Annotated in this window: 18 protein-coding genes; 17 read left to right on the top strand and 1 reads right to left on the bottom strand. The window is 31.9% G+C overall.

The features are described 5' to 3' along the window. The first annotated feature begins 8 nt into the window (after positions 1-8). Complete coding sequence (locus E4100_RS07505) at positions 9-788, top strand: enoyl-CoA hydratase-related protein (protein ID WP_135271425.1); 780 nt, start codon at positions 9-11, stop codon at positions 786-788. A 12-nt stretch (positions 789-800) separates the two neighbouring features. Continuing rightward, positions 801-1649 carry a 3-hydroxybutyryl-CoA dehydrogenase gene (locus E4100_RS07500; protein ID WP_135271424.1) on the top strand — a complete coding sequence of 283 codons (849 nt, stop codon included), beginning with the start codon at positions 801-803 and terminating at the stop codon, positions 1647-1649. 52 nt (positions 1650-1701) lie between these two features. On the opposite strand, the gene murC is transcribed toward E4100_RS07500, so the two are convergent. Continuing rightward, positions 1702-3117, bottom strand: a complete 1416-nt coding sequence (murC, locus tag E4100_RS07495; RefSeq protein ID WP_135271423.1) for a UDP-N-acetylmuramate--L-alanine ligase — start codon at positions 3115-3117, stop codon at positions 1702-1704. Between the two features lie 203 nt (positions 3118-3320). Here murC and spoVG point away from each other — a divergent pair, with 203 nt between their 5' ends. The 15 genes from spoVG (at position 3321) to ftsH (ending at position 19763) form a co-directional block, all read left to right on the top strand. Then, complete coding sequence (gene spoVG, locus E4100_RS07490) at positions 3321-3611, top strand: septation regulator SpoVG (RefSeq protein WP_135271422.1); 291 nt, start codon at positions 3321-3323, stop codon at positions 3609-3611. A 127-nt stretch (positions 3612-3738) separates the two neighbouring features. Beyond that, complete coding sequence (gene glmU, locus E4100_RS07485; protein WP_209315313.1) at positions 3739-5124, top strand: bifunctional UDP-N-acetylglucosamine diphosphorylase/glucosamine-1-phosphate N-acetyltransferase GlmU; 1386 nt, start codon at positions 3739-3741, stop codon at positions 5122-5124. Positions 5125-5140: 16 nt separating this feature from the next. After that, entirely contained in the window at positions 5141-6088 is a 948-nt protein-coding gene (locus E4100_RS07480; RefSeq protein ID WP_135271420.1) for a ribose-phosphate diphosphokinase, read from the top strand. 17 nt (positions 6089-6105) lie between these two features. Next, entirely contained in the window at positions 6106-6666 is a 561-nt protein-coding gene (pth, locus tag E4100_RS07475) for an aminoacyl-tRNA hydrolase (RefSeq protein WP_135271419.1), read from the top strand. A gap of 49 nt (positions 6667-6715) precedes the next feature. Next, a complete protein-coding gene (gene mfd, locus E4100_RS07470) occupies positions 6716-10252 on the top strand; it encodes a transcription-repair coupling factor (protein ID WP_135271418.1) in 3537 nt (1178 codons plus the stop codon). Next, a complete protein-coding gene (locus tag E4100_RS07465) occupies positions 10249-11172 on the top strand; it encodes a peptidylprolyl isomerase (RefSeq protein WP_135271417.1) in 924 nt (307 codons plus the stop codon). The genes mfd and E4100_RS07465 overlap by 4 nt, the downstream gene beginning before the upstream one ends. A 21-nt stretch (positions 11173-11193) precedes the next feature. Next, the gene (locus tag E4100_RS07460) at positions 11194-12795 is read left to right on the top strand and encodes a putative polysaccharide biosynthesis protein (RefSeq protein WP_135271416.1); all 1602 of its coding nucleotides are present in this window, start codon (positions 11194-11196) and stop codon (positions 12793-12795) included. A gap of 12 nt (positions 12796-12807) precedes the next feature. Next, on the top strand, positions 12808-14289 hold the full coding sequence (gene yabN, locus E4100_RS07455; RefSeq protein ID WP_135271415.1) for a bifunctional methyltransferase/pyrophosphohydrolase YabN: 1482 nt from the start codon (positions 12808-12810) through the stop codon (positions 14287-14289). A gap of 37 nt (positions 14290-14326) precedes the next feature. Beyond that, on the top strand, positions 14327-14626 hold the full coding sequence (locus E4100_RS07450; RefSeq protein WP_135271414.1) for an HU family DNA-binding protein: 300 nt from the start codon (positions 14327-14329) through the stop codon (positions 14624-14626). Positions 14627-14669: 43 nt separating this feature from the next. Beyond that, positions 14670-14912: an RNA-binding S4 domain-containing protein gene (locus tag E4100_RS07445; protein ID WP_135271413.1), complete on the top strand. Its 243-nt coding sequence runs from the start codon at positions 14670-14672 to the stop codon at positions 14910-14912. Between the two features lie 61 nt (positions 14913-14973). Then, positions 14974-15303, top strand: coding sequence for an FtsB family cell division protein (locus E4100_RS07440; RefSeq protein WP_135271412.1), 330 nt, complete (start codon positions 14974-14976; stop codon positions 15301-15303). Positions 15304-15497: 194 nt separating this feature from the next. Then, positions 15498-15914, top strand: coding sequence for a S1 RNA-binding domain-containing protein (locus tag E4100_RS07435; protein WP_135271411.1), 417 nt, complete (start codon positions 15498-15500; stop codon positions 15912-15914). A 48-nt stretch (positions 15915-15962) separates the two neighbouring features. After that, positions 15963-17351 (top strand): tRNA lysidine(34) synthetase TilS, encoded by a 1389-nt coding sequence (gene tilS, locus E4100_RS07430; protein ID WP_135271410.1) that lies wholly within the window; start codon positions 15963-15965, stop codon positions 17349-17351. Positions 17352-17366: 15 nt separating this feature from the next. Then, positions 17367-17906 carry a hypoxanthine phosphoribosyltransferase gene (gene hpt, locus E4100_RS07425; protein WP_135271409.1) on the top strand — a complete coding sequence of 180 codons (540 nt, stop codon included), beginning with the start codon at positions 17367-17369 and terminating at the stop codon, positions 17904-17906. Between the two features lie 42 nt (positions 17907-17948). Next, positions 17949-19763 carry an ATP-dependent zinc metalloprotease FtsH gene (gene ftsH, locus E4100_RS07420; protein ID WP_135271408.1) on the top strand — a complete coding sequence of 605 codons (1815 nt, stop codon included), beginning with the start codon at positions 17949-17951 and terminating at the stop codon, positions 19761-19763. Positions 19764-19913: the final 150 nt, after the last annotated feature.

Here is a 19913-nt window from a genome sequence, read left to right as displayed (position 1 = left end):
GGGATAGCTTGGATTACAAAAACATCATATTAAAAAAAGATGGGGCTATTGGCATTCTATCTATCAATAGGCAAAATGCTTTAAATGCTTTAAACACAGAGGTTTTATCAGAGATCTCTAAAGCAGTGGACGAACTAATCCACGATGAAGAAGTGAATGTTTTCATTGTGACAGGTGAAGGAAGAGCCTTTGTTGCAGGTGCTGATATTTTAGAAATGAAAGACTTAAATTCAGCACAAGCTAGAAGGTTCGCACAAGCTGGACTTGATGTATTTAGAAAGATTGAGCTTTGTGAAAAACCCTCAATTGCTGCTGTAAATGGATATGCATTAGGTGGCGGGTTGGAATTAGCAATGGCTTGTGACATTCGAATAGCTTCAAACTATGCTAAATTTGGGCAACCTGAAGTTGGGTTAGGAATTACACCTGGCTTTGGTGGAACAAATAGACTTCAAAGATTAGTTGGGATTGCAAAAGCTAAAGAATTAATTTTTACAACTGATGTAATAGGAGCAGAAGAAGCTCTTAGCATTGGATTGGTAAACAAAGTTGTAGAAGCTGATAAACTTATGGATGAAGCGATGAGCATGGCTAATAAAATAGCACAAAAAGCACAACCTGCAGTGAGATATTCAAAGGTCTCAATAAACAGAAGTGCCGAAGTGGATATTGAGACTGGTATGGAGATTGAGAAAAACCTATTTGGGCTTTGTTTTGCTACAGAGGATCAAAAAGAAGGTATGAGAGCATTTGTAGAAAAAAGAAACCCTCAGTTTAAGGGTAAATAATGGAGGCGCAAAATGAAAAAAGTAGGAGTATTAGGTAGAGGTACTATGGCTTTAGGAATTGTGCAAGTATTTGCACAAAAAGGATATGAAGTTGTAGTATGGGTTAGATCTATTGATGAAAATAACAAGAGAGCTAGCATCGCACCAGTAGAAAAAGCTTTTGGTAAATTAGTGACAAAAGAGAAAATGTCGAAAGAGGATATGGAGAAAGCTCTATCATTGATATCCATAACTACATCTTATGATGATTTAAAAGACTGTGATTTAATTATTGAAGCGATTTCTGAAGATATGGACATTAAAAAAGAGACTTTTAAGAAATTAGACGGAGGTTGCAAAAAAGAAGCTATCCTTGCGACAAATACATCTTCATTGTCAATTACAGAAATTGCTAATGCTACAAACAGACCTGATAAAGTTATAGGAATGCACTTTTTCAATCCAGTCCCTGTCATGAAATTAATTGAGGTAATTAAAGGCATTGCTACTTCCGAAGAAACTAAGAAATCCATATTTGAATTGGCAATTGAACTTGACAAAGTAGCAGTAGAGGTCGAGGAAGCGCCAGGATTTGTAGTTAATAGAATTTTAATACCTATGATAAACGAAGCTGTTGGTATATTGGCTGATGGAGTCGCAACAGCAAAAGATATTGATGAAGCAATGAAATTAGGCGCTAATCATCCTATTGGACCTTTAGCATTGGCAGATTTAATAGGATTAGATGTATGCTTAGCTATCATGGATGTATTATATGAAGAATTTAAAGATTCTAAATATAGAGCACATCCTTTATTAAGAAAGATGGTACGTGGAAACTTACTTGGGAGAAAAACTAAGAAAGGTTTCTTTGAATATTAGAAAAGCATATTAATAATTAAAACCCAAGTAGAAATTCTTCTACTTGGGTTTTTTAAACAATTATTTGCTTAATATTTGGAGTTTCATTGATTTTCAATAGATCTTCACCTATCTCATAAACATTTCCTGCACCCATTGTAACTATTATATCGTGGTCAGAGACTTCGTTTAATAGAAAATCCTCGATTTCTTTAAATGAACCTAAGTAAATTGCGTCAATGCCTGAAAGCTTGATTTTTTCCGTGAGGTCTCTAGAGTGGATTTCTCCTAAGTCTTTTTCTCTAGCAGCGTAAATATCAGCTATAATAACTTTGTCTGCATCAACAAATGCTTTTGAAAAACCATCTAACAATATCTTTGTCCTCGTAAAAGTATGAGGTTGAAATACACAATATATTTTTTCTTTAGTTGATTTTCTAATAGCCTTTAAAGAAGCCATTATCTCGGTGGGATGATGGGCGTAATCATCAATTATTTTCACATCTCCTAACAAACCTTTGTACTCAAGTCTTCTGTGAACTCCATTGAAATGAGATAATTTATTAAATATATCTGCATCTTTTATTCCTATCAAGCTAGACACACAATAAGTAGCCAATGCATTTAATATATTGTGTTCTCCCATCACGTTTAATTTTAAATTTCCTACCAAATTATGTTCTTTATAAATATCAAATGATGGATTTCCATGCACATCATATTCAATGTTCTTTGCGGTTATTAAAGCATCACTTTTGATTCCAAAAGTAATTATATTTGAATTAGCACTGTTCAATATAGAATTGATATTTTCATCATCTGTATTAACTACTAAATATCCATCTTTTGGGATGTTTTTAAAGTATCCCTTAAAAGTTTCTTTTATATGTTCAATCCCCTTAAAATAATCTAAATGATCTTCATCAATATTTAAGATTACAGCAATTGTGGGAAAATATTTTAAGATATTTGCCTTATATTCGCAAGCTTCAGTCAAGATTAAATCATCAGAACCTAATTTAACATTTCCACCGATATCATCTAAATTTCCGCCAATTAACATTGTTGGATTTAACTCTGAGAAATTGAGTACTGTAGCGAGCATACTGGTAGTTGTTGTCTTCCCATGAGTTCCTGATATTGCTATACTTTGTTTGTAGTTTTTCATCAATGACCCTAAAAAAGTAGCTCTATCAATCAATGGTATTTTTCTATCAATGCATGCATTTAATTCTACATTATCGTTTGAAACAGCATCTGTGTAAATGACTAAATCTGCATTATCTATATTTTTAGCATCATGACCAATAAATACTTTTATGCCAATACTTTCTAAGTGATCAGTTACTTTGCTTTGTTTTGCATCTGAACCTGTCACCGTAAACCCCTTATAAAATAGTATTTCTGCTAAACCGCTCATACTTATGCCACCAATTCCAATAAAATGAATTTTTTTGAAAATTTTTTCATATATATTAAATTCAAACATTTACTTTCCCCCTGAATATGTATATAATCAATATATAGCATTTTTTATCTTTTATTTATTAGCTATTATTCGGATAAATTATACCACAATGAAATAATTATTAAATACTTTTTTAAAGTTTATATAAAATAAAGGTATTTTTCAAAAAAATTAGAATATATATATTTGAATGTGATTGTTTCGTCAAGGAAGGTGGTGAGACTATGAAGATAACAGACGTAAGGGTAAGAAAAGTAACAGAAGAAGGTAAAATGAAGGCAATAGTATCTGTGACTTTTGATGATGAATTTGTAGTTCATGACATTAAAGTCATAGAAGGGCAAAATGGGTTATTCATTGCTATGCCAAGCAGAAAAATGGCAGATGGTGAATTTAGAGACATCGCTCACCCAATTAATGCCACCACAAGGCAAAAAATCCAGGAAGCAGTATTTGAAGAGTATGAAAAAACTTTGGCACAAGAACATTCACAAGCAGCCGAAGCTAACGAGTAAAAAAGCCTTAAGGCTTTTTTACTTTTTTTGACGTCAATCTCATCAATTATTTATTCAAATTTTTATGGACTTATTTATTTTTTGGGTTAAAATAAATAAAGAGGAAAAAACAAAAGGTGGTGATAGATTGAATATTGGAATTATTCTTGCTGCAGGAGAAGGCAAGAGGATGAAATCTAGACATGCAAAAGTTTTACATAAAATATGCGGCAAACCTATGATATCATATGTCATAGAAGCAGCTGATAATTCAAGGATGGATAAGATAATCGTTGTTGTTGGACACAAAAAAGAAGAACTCGTGGAGTATCTGAAAGATTTTGACGTAATCATTAAAGAGCAGCCTGTTGATGAGAAAAGCTCTTATGGAACTGCTTTTGCAGTATCTCGAGCTATTGATGAAGTAGAAGATAACGACAACGTTATTGTTTTATGCGCAGATACGCCTCTAGTTACGAGTGATTCCATAAGTAGTCTTATTGAATATCATGTAAATACTAAAAGTTATGCTACTGTATTAACTACAGAACTTGAAGATCCTACTGGTTATGGTAGAATAATAAGTAAAGGAAATGGAGATTTACTAAAAATAGTAGAAGATAAAGATGCAACTTTTGATGAGAAAAAAATAAAAGAGATAAATTCTGGAATTTATTGTTTTAACGGTAGAGCTTTGAAAGAATCAATGGGGAAAATAGACAATAAAAACAAACAGAATGAATACTATTTAACTGATACAATTGAGATATTAAATTCTGAGGGTTTAAAGGTGAGTGCTTTCAAGATAAATAACAGTGAAGAGATCTCAGGCGTAAATAGTAGAGAGCAACTTGCGACAGCCGCTAAAATAATGCAAAAGAGAATAAATAAATTTCACCTCGACAATGGAGTAACTATAGTAGATCCAGATAACACATATATTGAACCAAATGTGATTATTGGATATGATACAGTAATTTATCCGGGAGCTATAATCGAAACTAATTCGATTATCGGGCAGGACTGTAAAATTGTTGGCAACACGAGAATTGTTAATAGCGTAATAGGCAATGGGTGTGAAATAGAGTCAACACTTATTGAATCAAGTACAATTGGGAGCGATTGCCATATAGGTCCTTATGCTCATTTAAGGCCTAATTGTAAGATTGGGAACAATGTCAAAATTGGTAATTTTGTTGAAATTAAAAACTCTAACATTGGTGACAACTCCAAAGCTGCACATCTATCATATGTTGGAGATGCAGATGTAGGTAAAAACGTAAATATAGGATGTGGAGTAGTTTTTGTAAACTATGATGGTAAAAATAAATTTCGCTCTACTGTAGAAGACAATGCTTTTATTGGAAGTAATTCAAATTTAATAGCTCCTGTTGTCATAGAAAAAAATGGCTATGTTGCAGCAGGCTCAACTATTACTGATGATGTAAATGAAGGTGATCTTTCAATAGCTAGAGCAAGACAGGTAAACATACCAGGATGGGTTGAAAAAAAGGGATTAAAAAACCACAAATAACTAGGAGGATATTGTAATGAATCTTTGCTATGGGGAGATTAAAGTTTTTAGTGGCAATGCAAATAAAGAGCTTGCTAAAAAAATATGTGAGAACATGGATACCAGACTAGGTGATTGCGAAGTATCAACTTTTAGTGATGGCGAGATAAATGTTGACATAAGAGAAACTGTTAGGGGTGCGGATGTTTTTATCATACAGCCAACTTGCTCACCTGTAAATGACAATTTAATGGAGCTATTAATCATGATTGACGCTGTAAAAAGAGCTTCTGCAGGTAGGGTAAATGCTGTCATTCCTTATTATGGATATGCTAGACAGGATCGAAAAACTAAAGCTAGAGAACCAATCACTGCAAAACTGGTTGCAAATCTAATAACTGTTGCAGGGGCGGATAGAGTTGTCTCAATGGATTTACACGCAGGCCAGATCCAAGGATATTTTGACATACCGGTAGATCATTTATCAGGCATACCATTGTTAGCAAATTACTTTAAAAACATAATAGATGAGGACACAGTGATAGTATCACCTGATTTAGGAGGTGTAACTAGATCTAGAACTTTTGCTAATATTTTAGATCTTCCAATAGCAATTATAGAAAAAAGGCGACCAAAAGCAAATGTATCTGAGGTTATGAATGTGATAGGAGATATTGAGGGTAAAAATGTAATATTAGTAGATGACATTGCAGATACTGCTGGAACAGTTGTAAAAGCTGCAAGCGTATTAAAGAGTTTTGGCGCTAAAAAAGTATATGGTTGTGCAACACATGGAGTACTTTCAGGGGCGGCTATAGAAAGGATTCACGATTCTGTTATGGAGAAGTTTGTAATTACAGATACTATACCATTACCAGAATTAGCAAAAATTGATAAAATCGATGTTGTAAGTGTCGCACCTCTGTTTGCTGAGGCTATTAAAAGAATTAATAGCAATCAATCAGTGAGCATAATTTTCAATTAATTTAAGGAGATGGTTCGGTGATAATCATTGCCGGGCTAGGTAATCCAGGCCGTGAGTATATTAATACGAGACATAATATAGGTTATATGGTCATTGATGAACTAGCTAGAAGAAACAATATTGATGTAGATAGAATTAAATTTGAAAGTTTAACTAAAGAAATAAATATATATGGGGAAAAAGTACTTTTACTTAAGCCTATAACATATATGAACAACAGTGGAATTGCCATAAAAAAAGCAGTATCATTTTATAAGATACCTCTTCAACAATTATTAGTAATATATGATGATATTGATATAGATTTTGGATCTATCAGAATTAGAAAAAAGGGTTCTGGTGGGACTCATAACGGAATGAAATCTGTGGTTAAAGAATTAAATAACACTGAATTTCCAAGGATTAGAATAGGTGTTGGGAAAAAGCCATCAGGTTGGGATTTAGCAGACTTTGTTTTAAGTGATTTTACTAAGGAAGAAAAAGTAAAGATTGAAGATTCCATAAAACTAGCTTGTGATGCAGTAGAAGTATTTATAAAAGACGGAATTGATAAAGCAATGAATTTATATAATAATTAACTTACATGCCCAGGTAACGCCTGGGCTTAAGGTGTTAAAGAGGGATAGCATGAGAGATGTATTAATTGATCCATTAATGAACTTAGATTCATATAAAAAATTAAATGAGAGTATAGTAAAAAAAGAATTTCCAATTATGATTCATGGATTGATTGAAGAAAATATCTTGCATTTAGCATATGCTCTAAATAGACATTTAGATAGACAGATAATTGTCATAACAGCAGAAGAAACAAACGCTAGAAAATTAGCAGAAGATATAAGAGCTATGTCAAGTCATGCAGATGTAGAGTATTTTCCAAAGAAAGAAATGATATTTTATGATATAGAAGCACTGAGCAACCAAACGACACATGAAAGATTGAGGATACTTTATAGATTAGTAAATAATGAAAAAATAATCTTGACGTTAAGCGCACAAAGCTTATTTGACATAATTATAAAAAGAGAAGTTTTTGAAAATACTACAATAACTTTAGATTTAAATAGTACTGTAGAATTAAACTCTTTACAGAATAAATTAGTTCAGATGGGGTATGAGAGAGTAAACTTAGTAGAGGGAAAAGGTCAATTTAGCATAAGAGGCGGGATTGTTGACGTATATTCGCCAAATTATTCAAATCCTTTAAGAATCGAACTGTTTGATGATGAAATTGATTCCATAAGGTATTTTGATGTCTTATCCCAGAGGACAATTAATAATTTAGAAAAAATACAAATCATTCCTTCAAAAGAAATTATTTTATCTAAATCTCAGAAGAAAAATATAGCTGAAAATTTAAAAAAAGATTTGAGCAAATATACCAGTAAATCCAAAAATTTAAGGATAAGTGAAATTGCTCTAAATAAATTTAATCCAATAATTGAAAGCTTAAATGAAAACAATGATTTGGCTAATTTAGATTTAATTTTGCCTTATATAGATGAAAACATTAAAGGCAATCTAGCAGACTATTTTGATCTTGACAGTATAGTTTTAATAGACGAAATAAAAAGCATAGAAGAGAAAATAAAAGTAAATAAAGACATAAGTAATTCAAATCTATTAGAGTTATTTGAAACTGGAGAAGTGCTTCAAACGCACTTGAACTTAAGCTGCGATTATTCAAAATTTGTCAAAGTCTTAAAAGATAAAAATATAATCACCAAAAGTTTTTTCTTGAAGCCAGATGATGATTTTCCTCCAAAAGCAATCTATCAGATTTCAGCAAAACAAGCCTCATTTTATGCTAATAACTTTAATTTTTTTGTTGAAGATTTAAAAAGGTATATGTATCGTGGCTATAAAACATTGATTTTTTCTGGAACTATAGAACGGGCTAACAGATTGAAAACTCAACTTAATGATGCTTCGATCAATGTTACTTTAATTGGAGATGAAAATAATTTAATTCAGTCATCTCAGGTTTTTATAATTCCTAGGAGCTTAGAAAAAGGCTTTGAATACGAAAATGCGAAATTCACGCTAATTAGCGATAAAGATATATTGGGCAACAACAAAAGAGCAAAAAAAGCTAGAAAGAAGAAAACAAAATCGAGTGATGCTATATCATTAGGGGACTTGAATGAAGGTGATTATGTAGTTCATGAAAACCATGGTATTGGCCAATATTTAGGTATAGTACAACTCGATGTTGATGGTGTAAAAAAAGATTACCTTTCCATTGCATATAGGGGTAAGGATAAACTTTATCTGCCAATAGAACAGATGAATATGATTCAAAAATATGTGGGGAATGATGCTAATTTACCTAAAGTAAACAGCCTTGATAGCATAGAATGGGTTAAAAAGAGGAATAAGACTAAAAAAGCTATTGAAGAAATGGCAAAAGATCTTGTTGAACTTTATGCGAAGAGAGAAAATATAGAAGGCTATGCATTTTCACCTGATACGCCATGGCAGAAAGAATTTGAAGATAGTTTTCCATATGAGGAAACAGAAGGACAATTGAGGGCAATTGAGGAAATTAAAGCTGATATGGAAAAGAAAAGGCCTATGGATAGACTTCTATGCGGAGATGTAGGGTATGGCAAAACAGAGGTCGCATTAAGAGCTGCTTTTAAAGCTGTAATGGATGGTAAACAAGTAGCAATATTAGTCCCGACAACTATATTAGCGCAACAACATTACAATACTGCGATTGAAAGGTTTTCTGATTTCCCTGTAAAGATTGGAATATTGAGCAGATTTAGTAGCACTAAGACAATACAAAACACTTTATCAATGATCAGGAAAGGATCTGTGGACATTGTCATAGGAACACATAGGCTTTTATCAAAAGATGTTGTATTTAAAGATTTAGGACTCTTGATAATTGATGAAGAGCAAAGATTTGGAGTTAAACACAAAGAAGCTTTAAAAAAGCTTAAAGAGAATGTAGATTGTTTGACTTTAAGTGCAACACCTATCCCAAGAACTTTAAATATGAGCTTAATAGGAATTAGAGATATGTCTATAATAGATGAGCCACCTGAGGAAAGATACCCAGTACAAACATATGTTTCCGAATTGAATAAATCCTTAATTAGAGAAGCAATACTTAAAGAGGTATCAAGAGGAGGGCAAGTTTACTATGTATACAATAGAGTGGAGTCTATTGATAAGATGGCTTATGAACTTGAACAACTAGTACCAGAGGCAAGCTTTAGTGTAGCACATGGGCAAATGACAGAAAGACAGCTAGAAAATGTCATGATAGATTTTATAAACAATGAAGTTGATGTTTTAGTTTGCACTACAATCATTGAAACGGGTATGGACATTCAAAATGTTAACACAATAATAATCCATGATGCAGATAAGTTTGGATTATCTCAGCTTTATCAGCTTAGAGGTAGAGTAGGAAGGACAAATAGACTGGCCTATGCATATTTGATGTATCAAAGAGATAAAGTTTTAAGCGAAGTAGCACAAAAAAGACTAAAAGCAATTAAAGACTTCACAGAGTTTGGTGCTGGATTTAAGATTGCAATGAGAGATTTAGAAATCAGAGGGGCAGGTAATTTGCTTGGACTTAGTCAACACGGACATATTGAAAACATTGGTTATGATTTGTACATCAAATATTTACAAGAAGCAGTGCAAAGAGTAAGAGGAGTTAATGTAATAGAAAAGATTGATACAACAGTAGATTTAAAACTAGATGCATATATAAGCTCATTTTATATTGAAGAAGAGGAACAGAGAATCGAAATATATAGGAAAATATCTTCTGTTGAAAATAAAGAGGATATTGAAGAACTAACTGATGAACTTATAGATAGATTTGGAGATATTCCAAAACCAGTATTAAACTTAATGACTATTTCTTACATCAGATATCTTGCAAGCAAAAATAATATAATCAGCATTCAACAAATTGATAGAGGTATAAAGGTTAATTTTGTAAATGCCAATAATATTTCTCTAGACATCATTTCGTTCTTGACAGATAAATATAAAAACAATATATTATTTAGCTTAACAAAGGATGCTAACATTACAATTAGACTAAAAAACGACATATTAAACGCTACTCTGGAATTAATTGAAATAATAGATATGCTTAACAATAATCAAAAAATAGCTGAGGAAGTGATTATTTGAGAAAGATTAGAATAATAACAGTACTAGTAATATCATTTTTGATTATTTACTTTACTACAGGATGTTCGACTAACAAAGAAGGAGTAGCGGCAATAGTAAATGGAGAAGAGATATCTATTGTTGAATATAATAAAGAATATGAAATTTACAAATCTTTTTTTGTATATAAAAATGGAGAAGACGCACTTTACGAAAAAACATCAGATGGAAAAACGTATGAAGATACTTTAAAAAGAGATGTATTCGATAAGATTATACTTGAAAAAATCATTGAACAAGATTTTAATAAAAGTGGATTGAGTATAGACTCAAAAGAGCTAGAAGAATATATGAATGAATCTTTAAATGATGTGAAAGATGAATTTGGCGAATTTATTGAAAAAATAGGAATGAGCTGGGAAGATGCAAAGAGGATGCAAAAAGCAGAATTGATGATAAACAAGCACAAAACTTATTATACTGAAACTTTAAGTATAAGTGATTCTGAGATAAAAGAGTATTATAATAAACATAAGGACAATTTAATTAAGTACAGACTAAGTCAAATTTACTTAGAAGATGAAGAAAGAGCTAATGAGATTTTAGATAAATTAAAAAGTGGAGAGAAATTTGAAGAAATAGCTACAATAGAATCTAAAGACAGCATTTCCGCAATAAATGGAGGAGATATTGGATACATTAAAAAAGGAGAATATTTAGTTTTAGACGAATATGTAAAAGAGCTAGGAGTAGGAGAGTTCAGTGATATTATCGCTTCTACCAACGGTTTTTTCATTATTAAATTGACGGATGTAAAAGAAAATTTAGATGAATTAAGAGATGATGTGACATTAGAAATAAAAGACAAAAAATATATTGAGTATTTAACAGAACTAAGAGATAAATCAAAGATCAAAGACTATTATGATGATATAGAGTAATCAAGCCAGGAGGATAAATAAATGTCTAAACAAAATAGCTTTGTAAAAGGCGCTGCTATTTTAGGGATGGCAGGGGTTATAGTAAAAATACTAGGTGCAGTTTATAGGATTCCTCTATCTAATATAATTAAAGCTGAGGGAATGGGGTATTATCAGACTGCCTATCCATTTTATGTATTATTGCTTACTATATCAACATCAGGAATCCCAGTAGCTGTAGCCAAAATAGTGTCTGAAAAGAGAGCGTTAGGAGATTTTTTAAATGCACAAAAAGTATTTAGGACTGCGCTAACTGTAATGGCGATTGCTGGCGTAGTAACGTCGGCTGTGCTTTTAATATTTGCTAAAAAAATAGTGGGTTTTCTCGGGAATCCCAATGCATACTATGCTCTAATTGCATTGACACCGGCTCTATTATTTGTACCAATAATGTCAGCTTTTAGAGGATTTTTTCAAGGAAGACAAAACATGGTTCCCACAGCTTTATCCCAAATTATAGAACAACTATTCAGAGTTGTGTTTGGGCTAACCTTAACTGTGATATTGCTAGACAGAGGCATACCAATAGCTGCAGGAGGTGCATCTTTAGGTGGTTCTGTTGGAGCAATATTTGGAACAATTTGTATCGTTTTTATATATTATTTATTTAGGAACACATTAAAAAAAGAAGCTTTCATATCAATAGAAGCTAAAGAATATCCTGCAAAAAGCATAATAAGGGATATACTACTAATTGCTATACCAATCACTATTGGATCTGCTATCGCACCGATAATGGATGCAATAGATGCTAGTTTGGTTTTAAGGAGACTTCAATCAATTTCGTTCACCCAACAACAGTCAAATGCTTTATACGGTCAGTTAAAGGGAATGGCTCAAACTTTAATTAATTTACCTCAAGTTTTTTCAATGGCGATTGCAATGAGTTTAGTACCTGCTATTTCATCATTTAAAGCAAGGGACTCAAGGGAGGAATTAAATGATACAATATCATCGGGGATAAGGATAACTTTGCTCATAGGATTGCCATGCGCATTAGGATTATTTGTTCTATCCGAACCGATAATTAGGCTTTTGTACTTTAATAACACTGAACAGGTTATAGTAAGTACAGGGAGGATACTTAGATATTTATCTTTGGGGGTCGTATTTTTAACCTTAGTTCAGTCTTTAACAGCCATTATTCAAGGCCTCGGGAAGCCTTTCATACCTGTAAGAAACTTATTTATTGGTGCTTTGGCTAAAGTAATACTTACTTACACATTAACCGCTATACCTTCAGTAAACATCATCGGTGCAGCAATAAGTACTGTTGCAGCTTATGCAATAGCATCAGTCCTAAATTTAAAATATGTAATGACAAGAGGAAAAACCCATTTTGACTTAAAAGATATATTCATAAAACCATTTGTTTCTTCCGTTATAATGGCTATATTTGCTGCTTTAGGATACTACTTAGTGCATCTATTAGCAGGTAATACGATATCTACATTGGTAGCTGTTATATTAGGAGTTATATCTTATGTCTTTGCATTATTCATTACAAAAACTATCACAAAAGATGACATTTTATTGATGACAAAAAATGAAAAAATATTAGCTATAGCAGATAAATATCTGTAGTTGGAGGTTATAATGAAAAAAATCAACATAATAGGTCTTGGGAGTGGGAAAATAGATTCTTTGACATTAGGAGCAGTTGAGAAAATCCAAAAGGGACATAAAAACATACTAAGAACTATCAATCACCCTACAATTGAGTATTTTTATGACAAAAAAATACCATTTAAAAGTATGGATTATATATACGAGAGTGAGCTGAGCTTTGAAAAAGTATATGAGAAAATAGTAGATATATTATTTAATGAGTTAGAGTTTGACGATGAGATTAACTATATCGTTCCAGGGCATCCTATGGTAGCAGAAAAAACAGTATCTTATTTACTAGAAAAAGCGCCTAAGGAAAATGTTGAGATTGAAATAGTTCCAAGCGAAAGCTTTATTGAACCAATTTTAATAGCTCTTAAAATAGATCCAATTGATGGAATGAAAATAATCGATGCTATTGAAATAAAATCAACACAATTAGATGTGAATTCAAACCTAATCATCTGTCAATTATACAATAAGAGAATAGCCTCTGAAGTTAAGCTAGTCTTATCTGAAGTTTATGGTGATGAGTATGAAGTCATTTTAGTACACTTCGCAGGCGTAAAAGATAAAGAAATCATTGAAAAAATAAAAGTTATGGATATCGATAAATCTAAGAACATAGGAGCATTGACTACATTAGCAGTTTCAAAAATAAACAAAGATGAAATTAGCATATATGATTTCAATGACGTAGTGGATATTGTTAAAATCTTGCGTTCAGAAAATGGCTGTCCATGGGATAGAGCTCAAGATCATTTTACATTAAGGGAAAATTTAATCGAAGAAGCATACGAGGTAGTAGAAGCTATAGAAGAAGAAAATTTCAATCACTTAGCTGAAGAACTAGGAGATTTAATGCTCCAAGTGCTATTACATACGCAGATTGCTTCTGAAAATGGCTATTTTAACTTAATTGATGTTACAACAAATCTTGCTAGTAAGTTAATTACAAGACATCCTCATGTTTTTTCAAAAAAAATGCTGGTAAATCCTGATAAAGTAGTATATAATTGGAATATGATAAAGTATAGTTCTCGATCAATCAATACTTTGTCTGGTAGAATGGAGAATATTCCTAAATTACCATCGCTAATTAGAAGTAAGAAAGTGCAAAAACTTGCTTCAGAAGTTGGATTTGATTGGGATAATATAGATGGTCCTATTAAAAAGGTAATAGAGGAATATGATGAAGTACTGGAGCTTATTGAAGATGGAGAAAAAGATTCATTACACTATGAAGAAGAATTAGGGGATTTATTGTTTTCCATAGTCAATTTAGCAAGATTTTTGAAAGTCGATCCTGAGATTGCTCTACACAGAGCCACAGATAAATTTATAAATAGGTTCAGGGTAGTCGAGGAATTGACACAAGAAAAAGGTAGAAAGTTGCTTGAGATGTCTATAGAAGAATTAGATGAATTGTGGGAACAAGCAAAGAGTCGCTTAAATGACACAACTAAATAATTACTCAAAATTAGTAAAATTTAAAGGAGGAGTAAAAATGAACAAAGCAGAATTAATAGCTAGCATTGCAGAAAAGAGCAATCTCACAAAAAAAGACTCAGAATTAGCATTAAATGCATTCATGAAATCAGTAGAAGAAGCTCTAGTTGCAGGAGACAAAGTTCAACTAGTTGGGTTCGGAACATTTGAAGTAAGAGAAAGAAAAGAAAGAGAAGGCAGGAATCCAAGAAATCCTGAGGAAGTAATAAAGATTCCAGCTTCAAAGGCACCTGTTTTCAAAGCTGGGAAAGCTCTTAAAGAAAGTGTAAATGTAACTAAAAAAGGTAAAAAGAAATAAAAAATCAGGTCTATGACCTGATTTTTTTCACAGGGGTGAAAACATGAGAATTGATAAGTTTCTTAAAGACTCAAGGATAATAAAGAGAAGGACAATAGCCAAAGAAGCTTGTGATAGTGGTAGAGTTTATATAAATGGTAAAACTGCGAAAGCTGGAGATGAAGTGAAGCCTAATGATATAGTAGAAATACGATTTGGAAATAAAAACTTGAAAATTGAGGTACTAAACGCAAAAGAAAATGTCTCTAAAGCTGAAGCAACAGAAATGTATAAAATAATAGAATAGATATTGATATTAATTTAGAAAAGTGAGATAATTCTATATATAATATTTTGGTGGTGATTATATGTCTAAGAATAAAAGGAAAAAAAAGATTAAGAAAAAAGGATTCCGAATTCATCATCTACTCATTCTAATGATGATCATATACACTACTGTAACTTTTTTTAATCAAAAAAATATGCAAAAAGAACTTACGCTTCAAAAAAATAAATTAGAGTCAGAAATAGCAGAATTAAACAATGAGATCACGGACTTAGATGCTCAAATAAAACAAAGCGGAACTCTGTCATTTGTAGAGAAAGTAGCAAGAGATGAATACGGGTTAGTAAAACCAAGAGAAATAATATATATTGATAAAAATAAGATTGATGAAAAAGATTTTTTAAACAAATGATTAGACCTAAAATAATATTTAAGTCAACACAGAAATCTGATTACAAGAAAAATAATCAATATTTGCTAATATTAAACGCTTGTTTAGCTTAGTGTTTCAATTAGAGACGTTGATTTAAGATAATAGATTGACAATTAATAAATCCTGATATATACTTAACGTATATTATTAATCTAAGGAGGAAGAATTAATTTATGCCCCTATCTGTAGGAGAAATAGTTGAGGGTACTGTAACAGGTATTACTAGTTTTGGAGCTTTTGTGGAGCTACCAGATGGAAAGAGTGGTTTGGTACACATTTCTGAAGTTTCACACGAATACGTAGAAAAAGTATCAGATTATTTAAAAAAAGACCAAAAAGTCAAAGTAAAGGTCTTATCAATCTCAAATGATGGGAAGATCAGTCTGTCTATTAGACAAGCAAAACCTAAGACATCAAAACCAGCAGACATTGACTGGCATAAGTCTGACGAAAGACAGAAAAATTTATCGTTTGAAGATAAGTTAAACATGTACTTAAAAGATAGTAGCGAGAAGCTTGATCAAATGAAATCAAGGGATACTAGAAAAAGTAGTGGAGTGAGGAGTAAAAAAGCAGGATATAGTGATTAATTAAACCGGGTTTCCCGGTTTTTTGTTTATTTAAGAAAAGGTGATTTTATGTACGATCTATTTGATAAATTTTATGAAAATGTCATAAAATACAATTTAATAAACCCAAAAGAAAATATTGTCGCAGGAATATCTGGTGGCATTGACTCTGTAGTATTATTTGATTTATTGGTCAGACTAACAGATGTAATGGATTATAGCCTCTATGTTGCACATATTAACCATGGGGTAAGAGGAAATGAAGCGGATAGAGATGAACAATTTGTAGAAAAACTATCTCAAAAATACCATATACCGTTTTACAGCACAAAAGTGGACATGAATGGATATGCAAGAGAAAAGAAGATTTCTTCAGAGGAAGCTGGTAGAATACTTAGATATGGATTCTTTAGGAAGATATTGAATGACATTGGAGGAGGAAAAATTGCAGTAGCTCATAACAAAAATGACCAAGCTGAAACAGTAATGTTAAGAATAATTAGAGGGACTGGCATAGATGGACTAAGGGGTATGCAATTTTTAACGCAAGATATAATAAGACCAATACTTAACATGAAAAGAAATGAACTTGAAGAATACTTAATAGAAAATAGACTAGAATATGTTGAAGACTATACAAATGTTGAAACCATATATCAAAGAAATAAAATAAGACTGGAACTTTTCCCGTACATTGAAGATAATTTTAATCCAAATATAGTAGATAGTTTATACAGGCTATCTAAAAATGCACAAATTGATTCAGATGCGCTAGATGAAATTGCCGAAAAAAAATATAATTTATTGGTGAAAAAAATAGACAATAATAGTATAATCATTGAAGGCGCGTCTTTAAACAAAGAGGTTCCAGCAATTAAAAATCGAATAATTAGAAAGGCGATCTTTTGTCTGTGTGATGATATCATAGACATTGAACAAAAACACATTGAATTAGTGGCTGACCTATTAGGAAAAAACATGACAGGCAAGAGTTTAAATATAGCTAAAGGCATAGTAGCAAGAATTTCCTATGGCGATCTTCATTTAGAGTTAGCAGATAAACAAAAAGAAACAGCATTAAAAGAAAAGGAATTATCGATAGGTAAAAACATTATTGAAGAACTCAGACTAGAATTGATGATTGAAGAAATAGATCAAAAAGATATAAAATACAATTTAATAAATACAAAATATTTCGATTATGATAAAATAGAATGGCCAATTACATTGAGAACAAGAAGAGAGAGTGATATCTTTTATCCACTAGGGTTAGGTGGCAAGAAAAAGCTTAAAAAATACTTTATAGATAAAAAGATACCACAAGAAGAAAGAGATAATATTCCTCTTGTATGTGACAGCAATAATATTCTGTGGATAATAGGATATGATATTTCAGATATTTTTAAGATTACAAATAGAACTCAAAGGGTATTAAAAATGCAGTACCAAAAATATTGATTTGGAGGTATTTGGGTGGAGGATCAAATAATTAAAGAAATTTTAGTTACTGAAGATCAAATTAAGAAGAGAGTAAAGGAATTAGGAGAACAAATAACGAAAGACTATCAAGGTAAAGAGCCAGTAGTTGTAGGTATTTTAAAAGGAGCGGTAGTGTTTTTGTCAGATTTAATAAGAGAGTTAAAAATACCAATTCACATTGATTTTATGGCTGTTTCTAGTTATGGCAAATCAAGTATGTCTACAGGAGAAGTTCGAATAATAAAGGACTTAGACTTTAGTGTAGAAGGAAAGGATATTATCATAGTAGAAGATATCATAGATACAGGGTTAACTCTTGGATATTTAAAAGAATTACTGAATAAAAGAGGCGCTAAAAGTGTTAAAATATGCACATTGCTTGATAAACCTGAGAGAAGAAAAGTCGATATAGATGTTGACTATAAAGGGTTTATTATACCTGATGAATTCATCATCGGTTATGGCCTAGACTTTAATGAAAAATATAGAAATTATTCATTTGTTGCAGCATTAAAAGAAGAATATTATAAATAAATATATTAATAGACTTAATTATGAACTGGAGGGAGACTTAATTTGAAGAGATTTTTTAGAGGCATAAGCATCTATTTAATAATAGTATTATTGATTATGCTAAGTACAAGGATGTTAGGTACAAATGTAGAAAAACCTGTGGAATTAAGCTTTACAGAGTTAGTTACACATTTAAATGATGGGAGTATCAATAAAATTACATCAATTGGCAATACAGTAGAAGGAGAGCTTAATGATGGCAATAAATTCACAGCTATTCTTCCTGAAGAGACAAGGGTTACTTTTTATCACGACTATGTCAAAGAATTAGTTGATGAAGGTAAAATCGTATACGATGCAGAGCAAATACCAACAACTCCCTGGTATATAGAAATGCTTCCAACGATTTTTATACTCCTCATATTTGGAGTATTTTGGATGGTAATGATGCAGCAAACGCAGGGCGGAGGCAATAAAGGAGTAATGTCTTTTGGTAAAAGCCGTGCAAAAATGCAGAAATTAGAAGATGGTAAAATTGTCACCTTTGATGATGTTGCGGGGCTTGAAGAAGAGAAAGAAGAATTACAAGAAATAGTAGATTTTCTCAAAAATCCAAAGAAATACATTGATATAGGAGCTAGAATACCTACAGGAGTATTGATGGTAGGGCCACCCGGAACAGGTAAAACATATCTTAGCAAAGCTGTGGCAGGAGAGGCAGGAGTTCCATTTTTCACGATATCAGGTTCGGATTTTGTTGAAATGTTTGTCGGAGTTGGTGCTAGTAGAGTCAGAGATTTATTTGAGCAAGCTAAAAAGAATGCTCCATGTATTGTTTTTATTGATGAGATAGATGCAGTTGGAAGAAGAAGAGGTGCAGGACTAGGAGGAGGACATGACGAGAGAGAACAAACTCTTAATCAGCTTCTAGTTGAAATGGATGGCTTTAGCAAAAACGAAGGGATTATAGTAATGGCCGCAACTAATAGAGCAGATATACTTGACCCTGCATTGCTTAGACCAGGTAGATTTGATAGAACTATTTATGTAGGCTTACCTGATGTAAAGGGAAGAGAAGCGATTTTAAAGATACACTCTAGAAATAAACCTTTAGCAGAAGATGTTGACTTAAAGGTGGTAGCAAAGAGGACACCAGGATTCACACCAGCGGATCTGGAAAATTTAATGAACGAAGCTGCACTTTTGACTGCTAGGTATAATTTAAAAGAAATACCTATGCATTTGATTGAAGAAGCTTCACTGAAAGTACAAGCAGGACCAGCAAAAAAGAGCAAAGTAATTAGCCCAAAAGAGAAAAGGCTTACTGCTTATCATGAAGCTGGACACGCTTTGACTTCTAAATTAATTCCAGGAACAGACCCTGTTCACTTAGTTACTATAATTCCTAGAGGAATGGCAGGAGGATTTACAGCCTATATACCTGATGAGGATAGAAATTATATGACAAAAGGTGAAATGGAAGATAGATTAGCAGTATTATTAGGTGGAAGGGTAACAGAAGCATTAATACTTGAGGATATAAGCACTGGTGCGCAAAATGATATAGAAAGAGCTACTAAAATTGCAAGAGATATGGTAACTCACTATGGAATGAGTGAAAGACTTGGACCTATGACTTATGGAAATGACAACGATGAAGTCTTTTTAGGAAGAGATCTTGGAAGAACTAGAAATTACAGTGAAGAAGTAGCTGCTGAAATAGACAAAGAAATGCGAAATATAATCGATAGAGCTTATCATAAAGCAGAATCTTTATTAAAAGACAATATCGATGTATTGCATAGATTAGCGCAAACACTTATGGAAAAAGAAACGATAGATGGAAAAGAATTTGAAGCTATAGTAGCAGGAAATTAAAGAAATTTAATTTCCTGTTTTTTTTAGGCTTTTATAGATGAGAGATTTGATATAAAATATAAAAGGGGAAGGCAATATTGCAATATAAATTTCATTTTGAATATAATTTGAAATTTATATTGCAATATTGCTACATTTTCTAATATAATA

It is taken from the genome of Soehngenia longivitae (genome assembly GCF_004684055.1).
GTDB lineage: Bacteria > Bacillota > Clostridia > Tissierellales > Tissierellaceae > Soehngenia > Soehngenia longivitae.
The sequence above is the reverse complement of the archived record's forward strand: the minus strand, read 5'-3'. Positions and strand labels throughout refer to the sequence as shown.

Bases quoted from the DNA above. Each gene is read 5' to 3' on its own strand.
- E4100_RS07500 (WP_135271424.1), top strand. From the start codon at position 801: ATGAAAAAAGTAGGAGTATTAGGTAGAGGTACTATGGCTTTAGGAATT.
- murC (WP_135271423.1), bottom strand. From the start codon at position 3,117: ATGTTTGAATTTAATATATATGAAAAAATTTTCAAAAAAATTCATTTT.
- spoVG (WP_135271422.1), top strand. From the start codon at position 3,321: ATGAAGATAACAGACGTAAGGGTAAGAAAAGTAACAGAAGAAGGTAAA.
- E4100_RS07480 (WP_135271420.1), top strand. From the start codon at position 5,141: ATGAATCTTTGCTATGGGGAGATTAAAGTTTTTAGTGGCAATGCAAAT.
- mfd (WP_135271418.1), top strand. From the start codon at position 6,716: ATGAGAGATGTATTAATTGATCCATTAATGAACTTAGATTCATATAAA.
- E4100_RS07460 (WP_135271416.1), top strand. From the start codon at position 11,194: ATGTCTAAACAAAATAGCTTTGTAAAAGGCGCTGCTATTTTAGGGATG.
- yabN (WP_135271415.1), top strand. From the start codon at position 12,808: ATGAAAAAAATCAACATAATAGGTCTTGGGAGTGGGAAAATAGATTCT.
- E4100_RS07450 (WP_135271414.1), top strand. From the start codon at position 14,327: ATGAACAAAGCAGAATTAATAGCTAGCATTGCAGAAAAGAGCAATCTC.
- E4100_RS07445 (WP_135271413.1), top strand. From the start codon at position 14,670: ATGAGAATTGATAAGTTTCTTAAAGACTCAAGGATAATAAAGAGAAGG.
- E4100_RS07440 (WP_135271412.1), top strand. From the start codon at position 14,974: ATGTCTAAGAATAAAAGGAAAAAAAAGATTAAGAAAAAAGGATTCCGA.
- E4100_RS07435 (WP_135271411.1), top strand. From the start codon at position 15,498: ATGCCCCTATCTGTAGGAGAAATAGTTGAGGGTACTGTAACAGGTATT.
- tilS (WP_135271410.1), top strand. From the start codon at position 15,963: ATGTACGATCTATTTGATAAATTTTATGAAAATGTCATAAAATACAAT.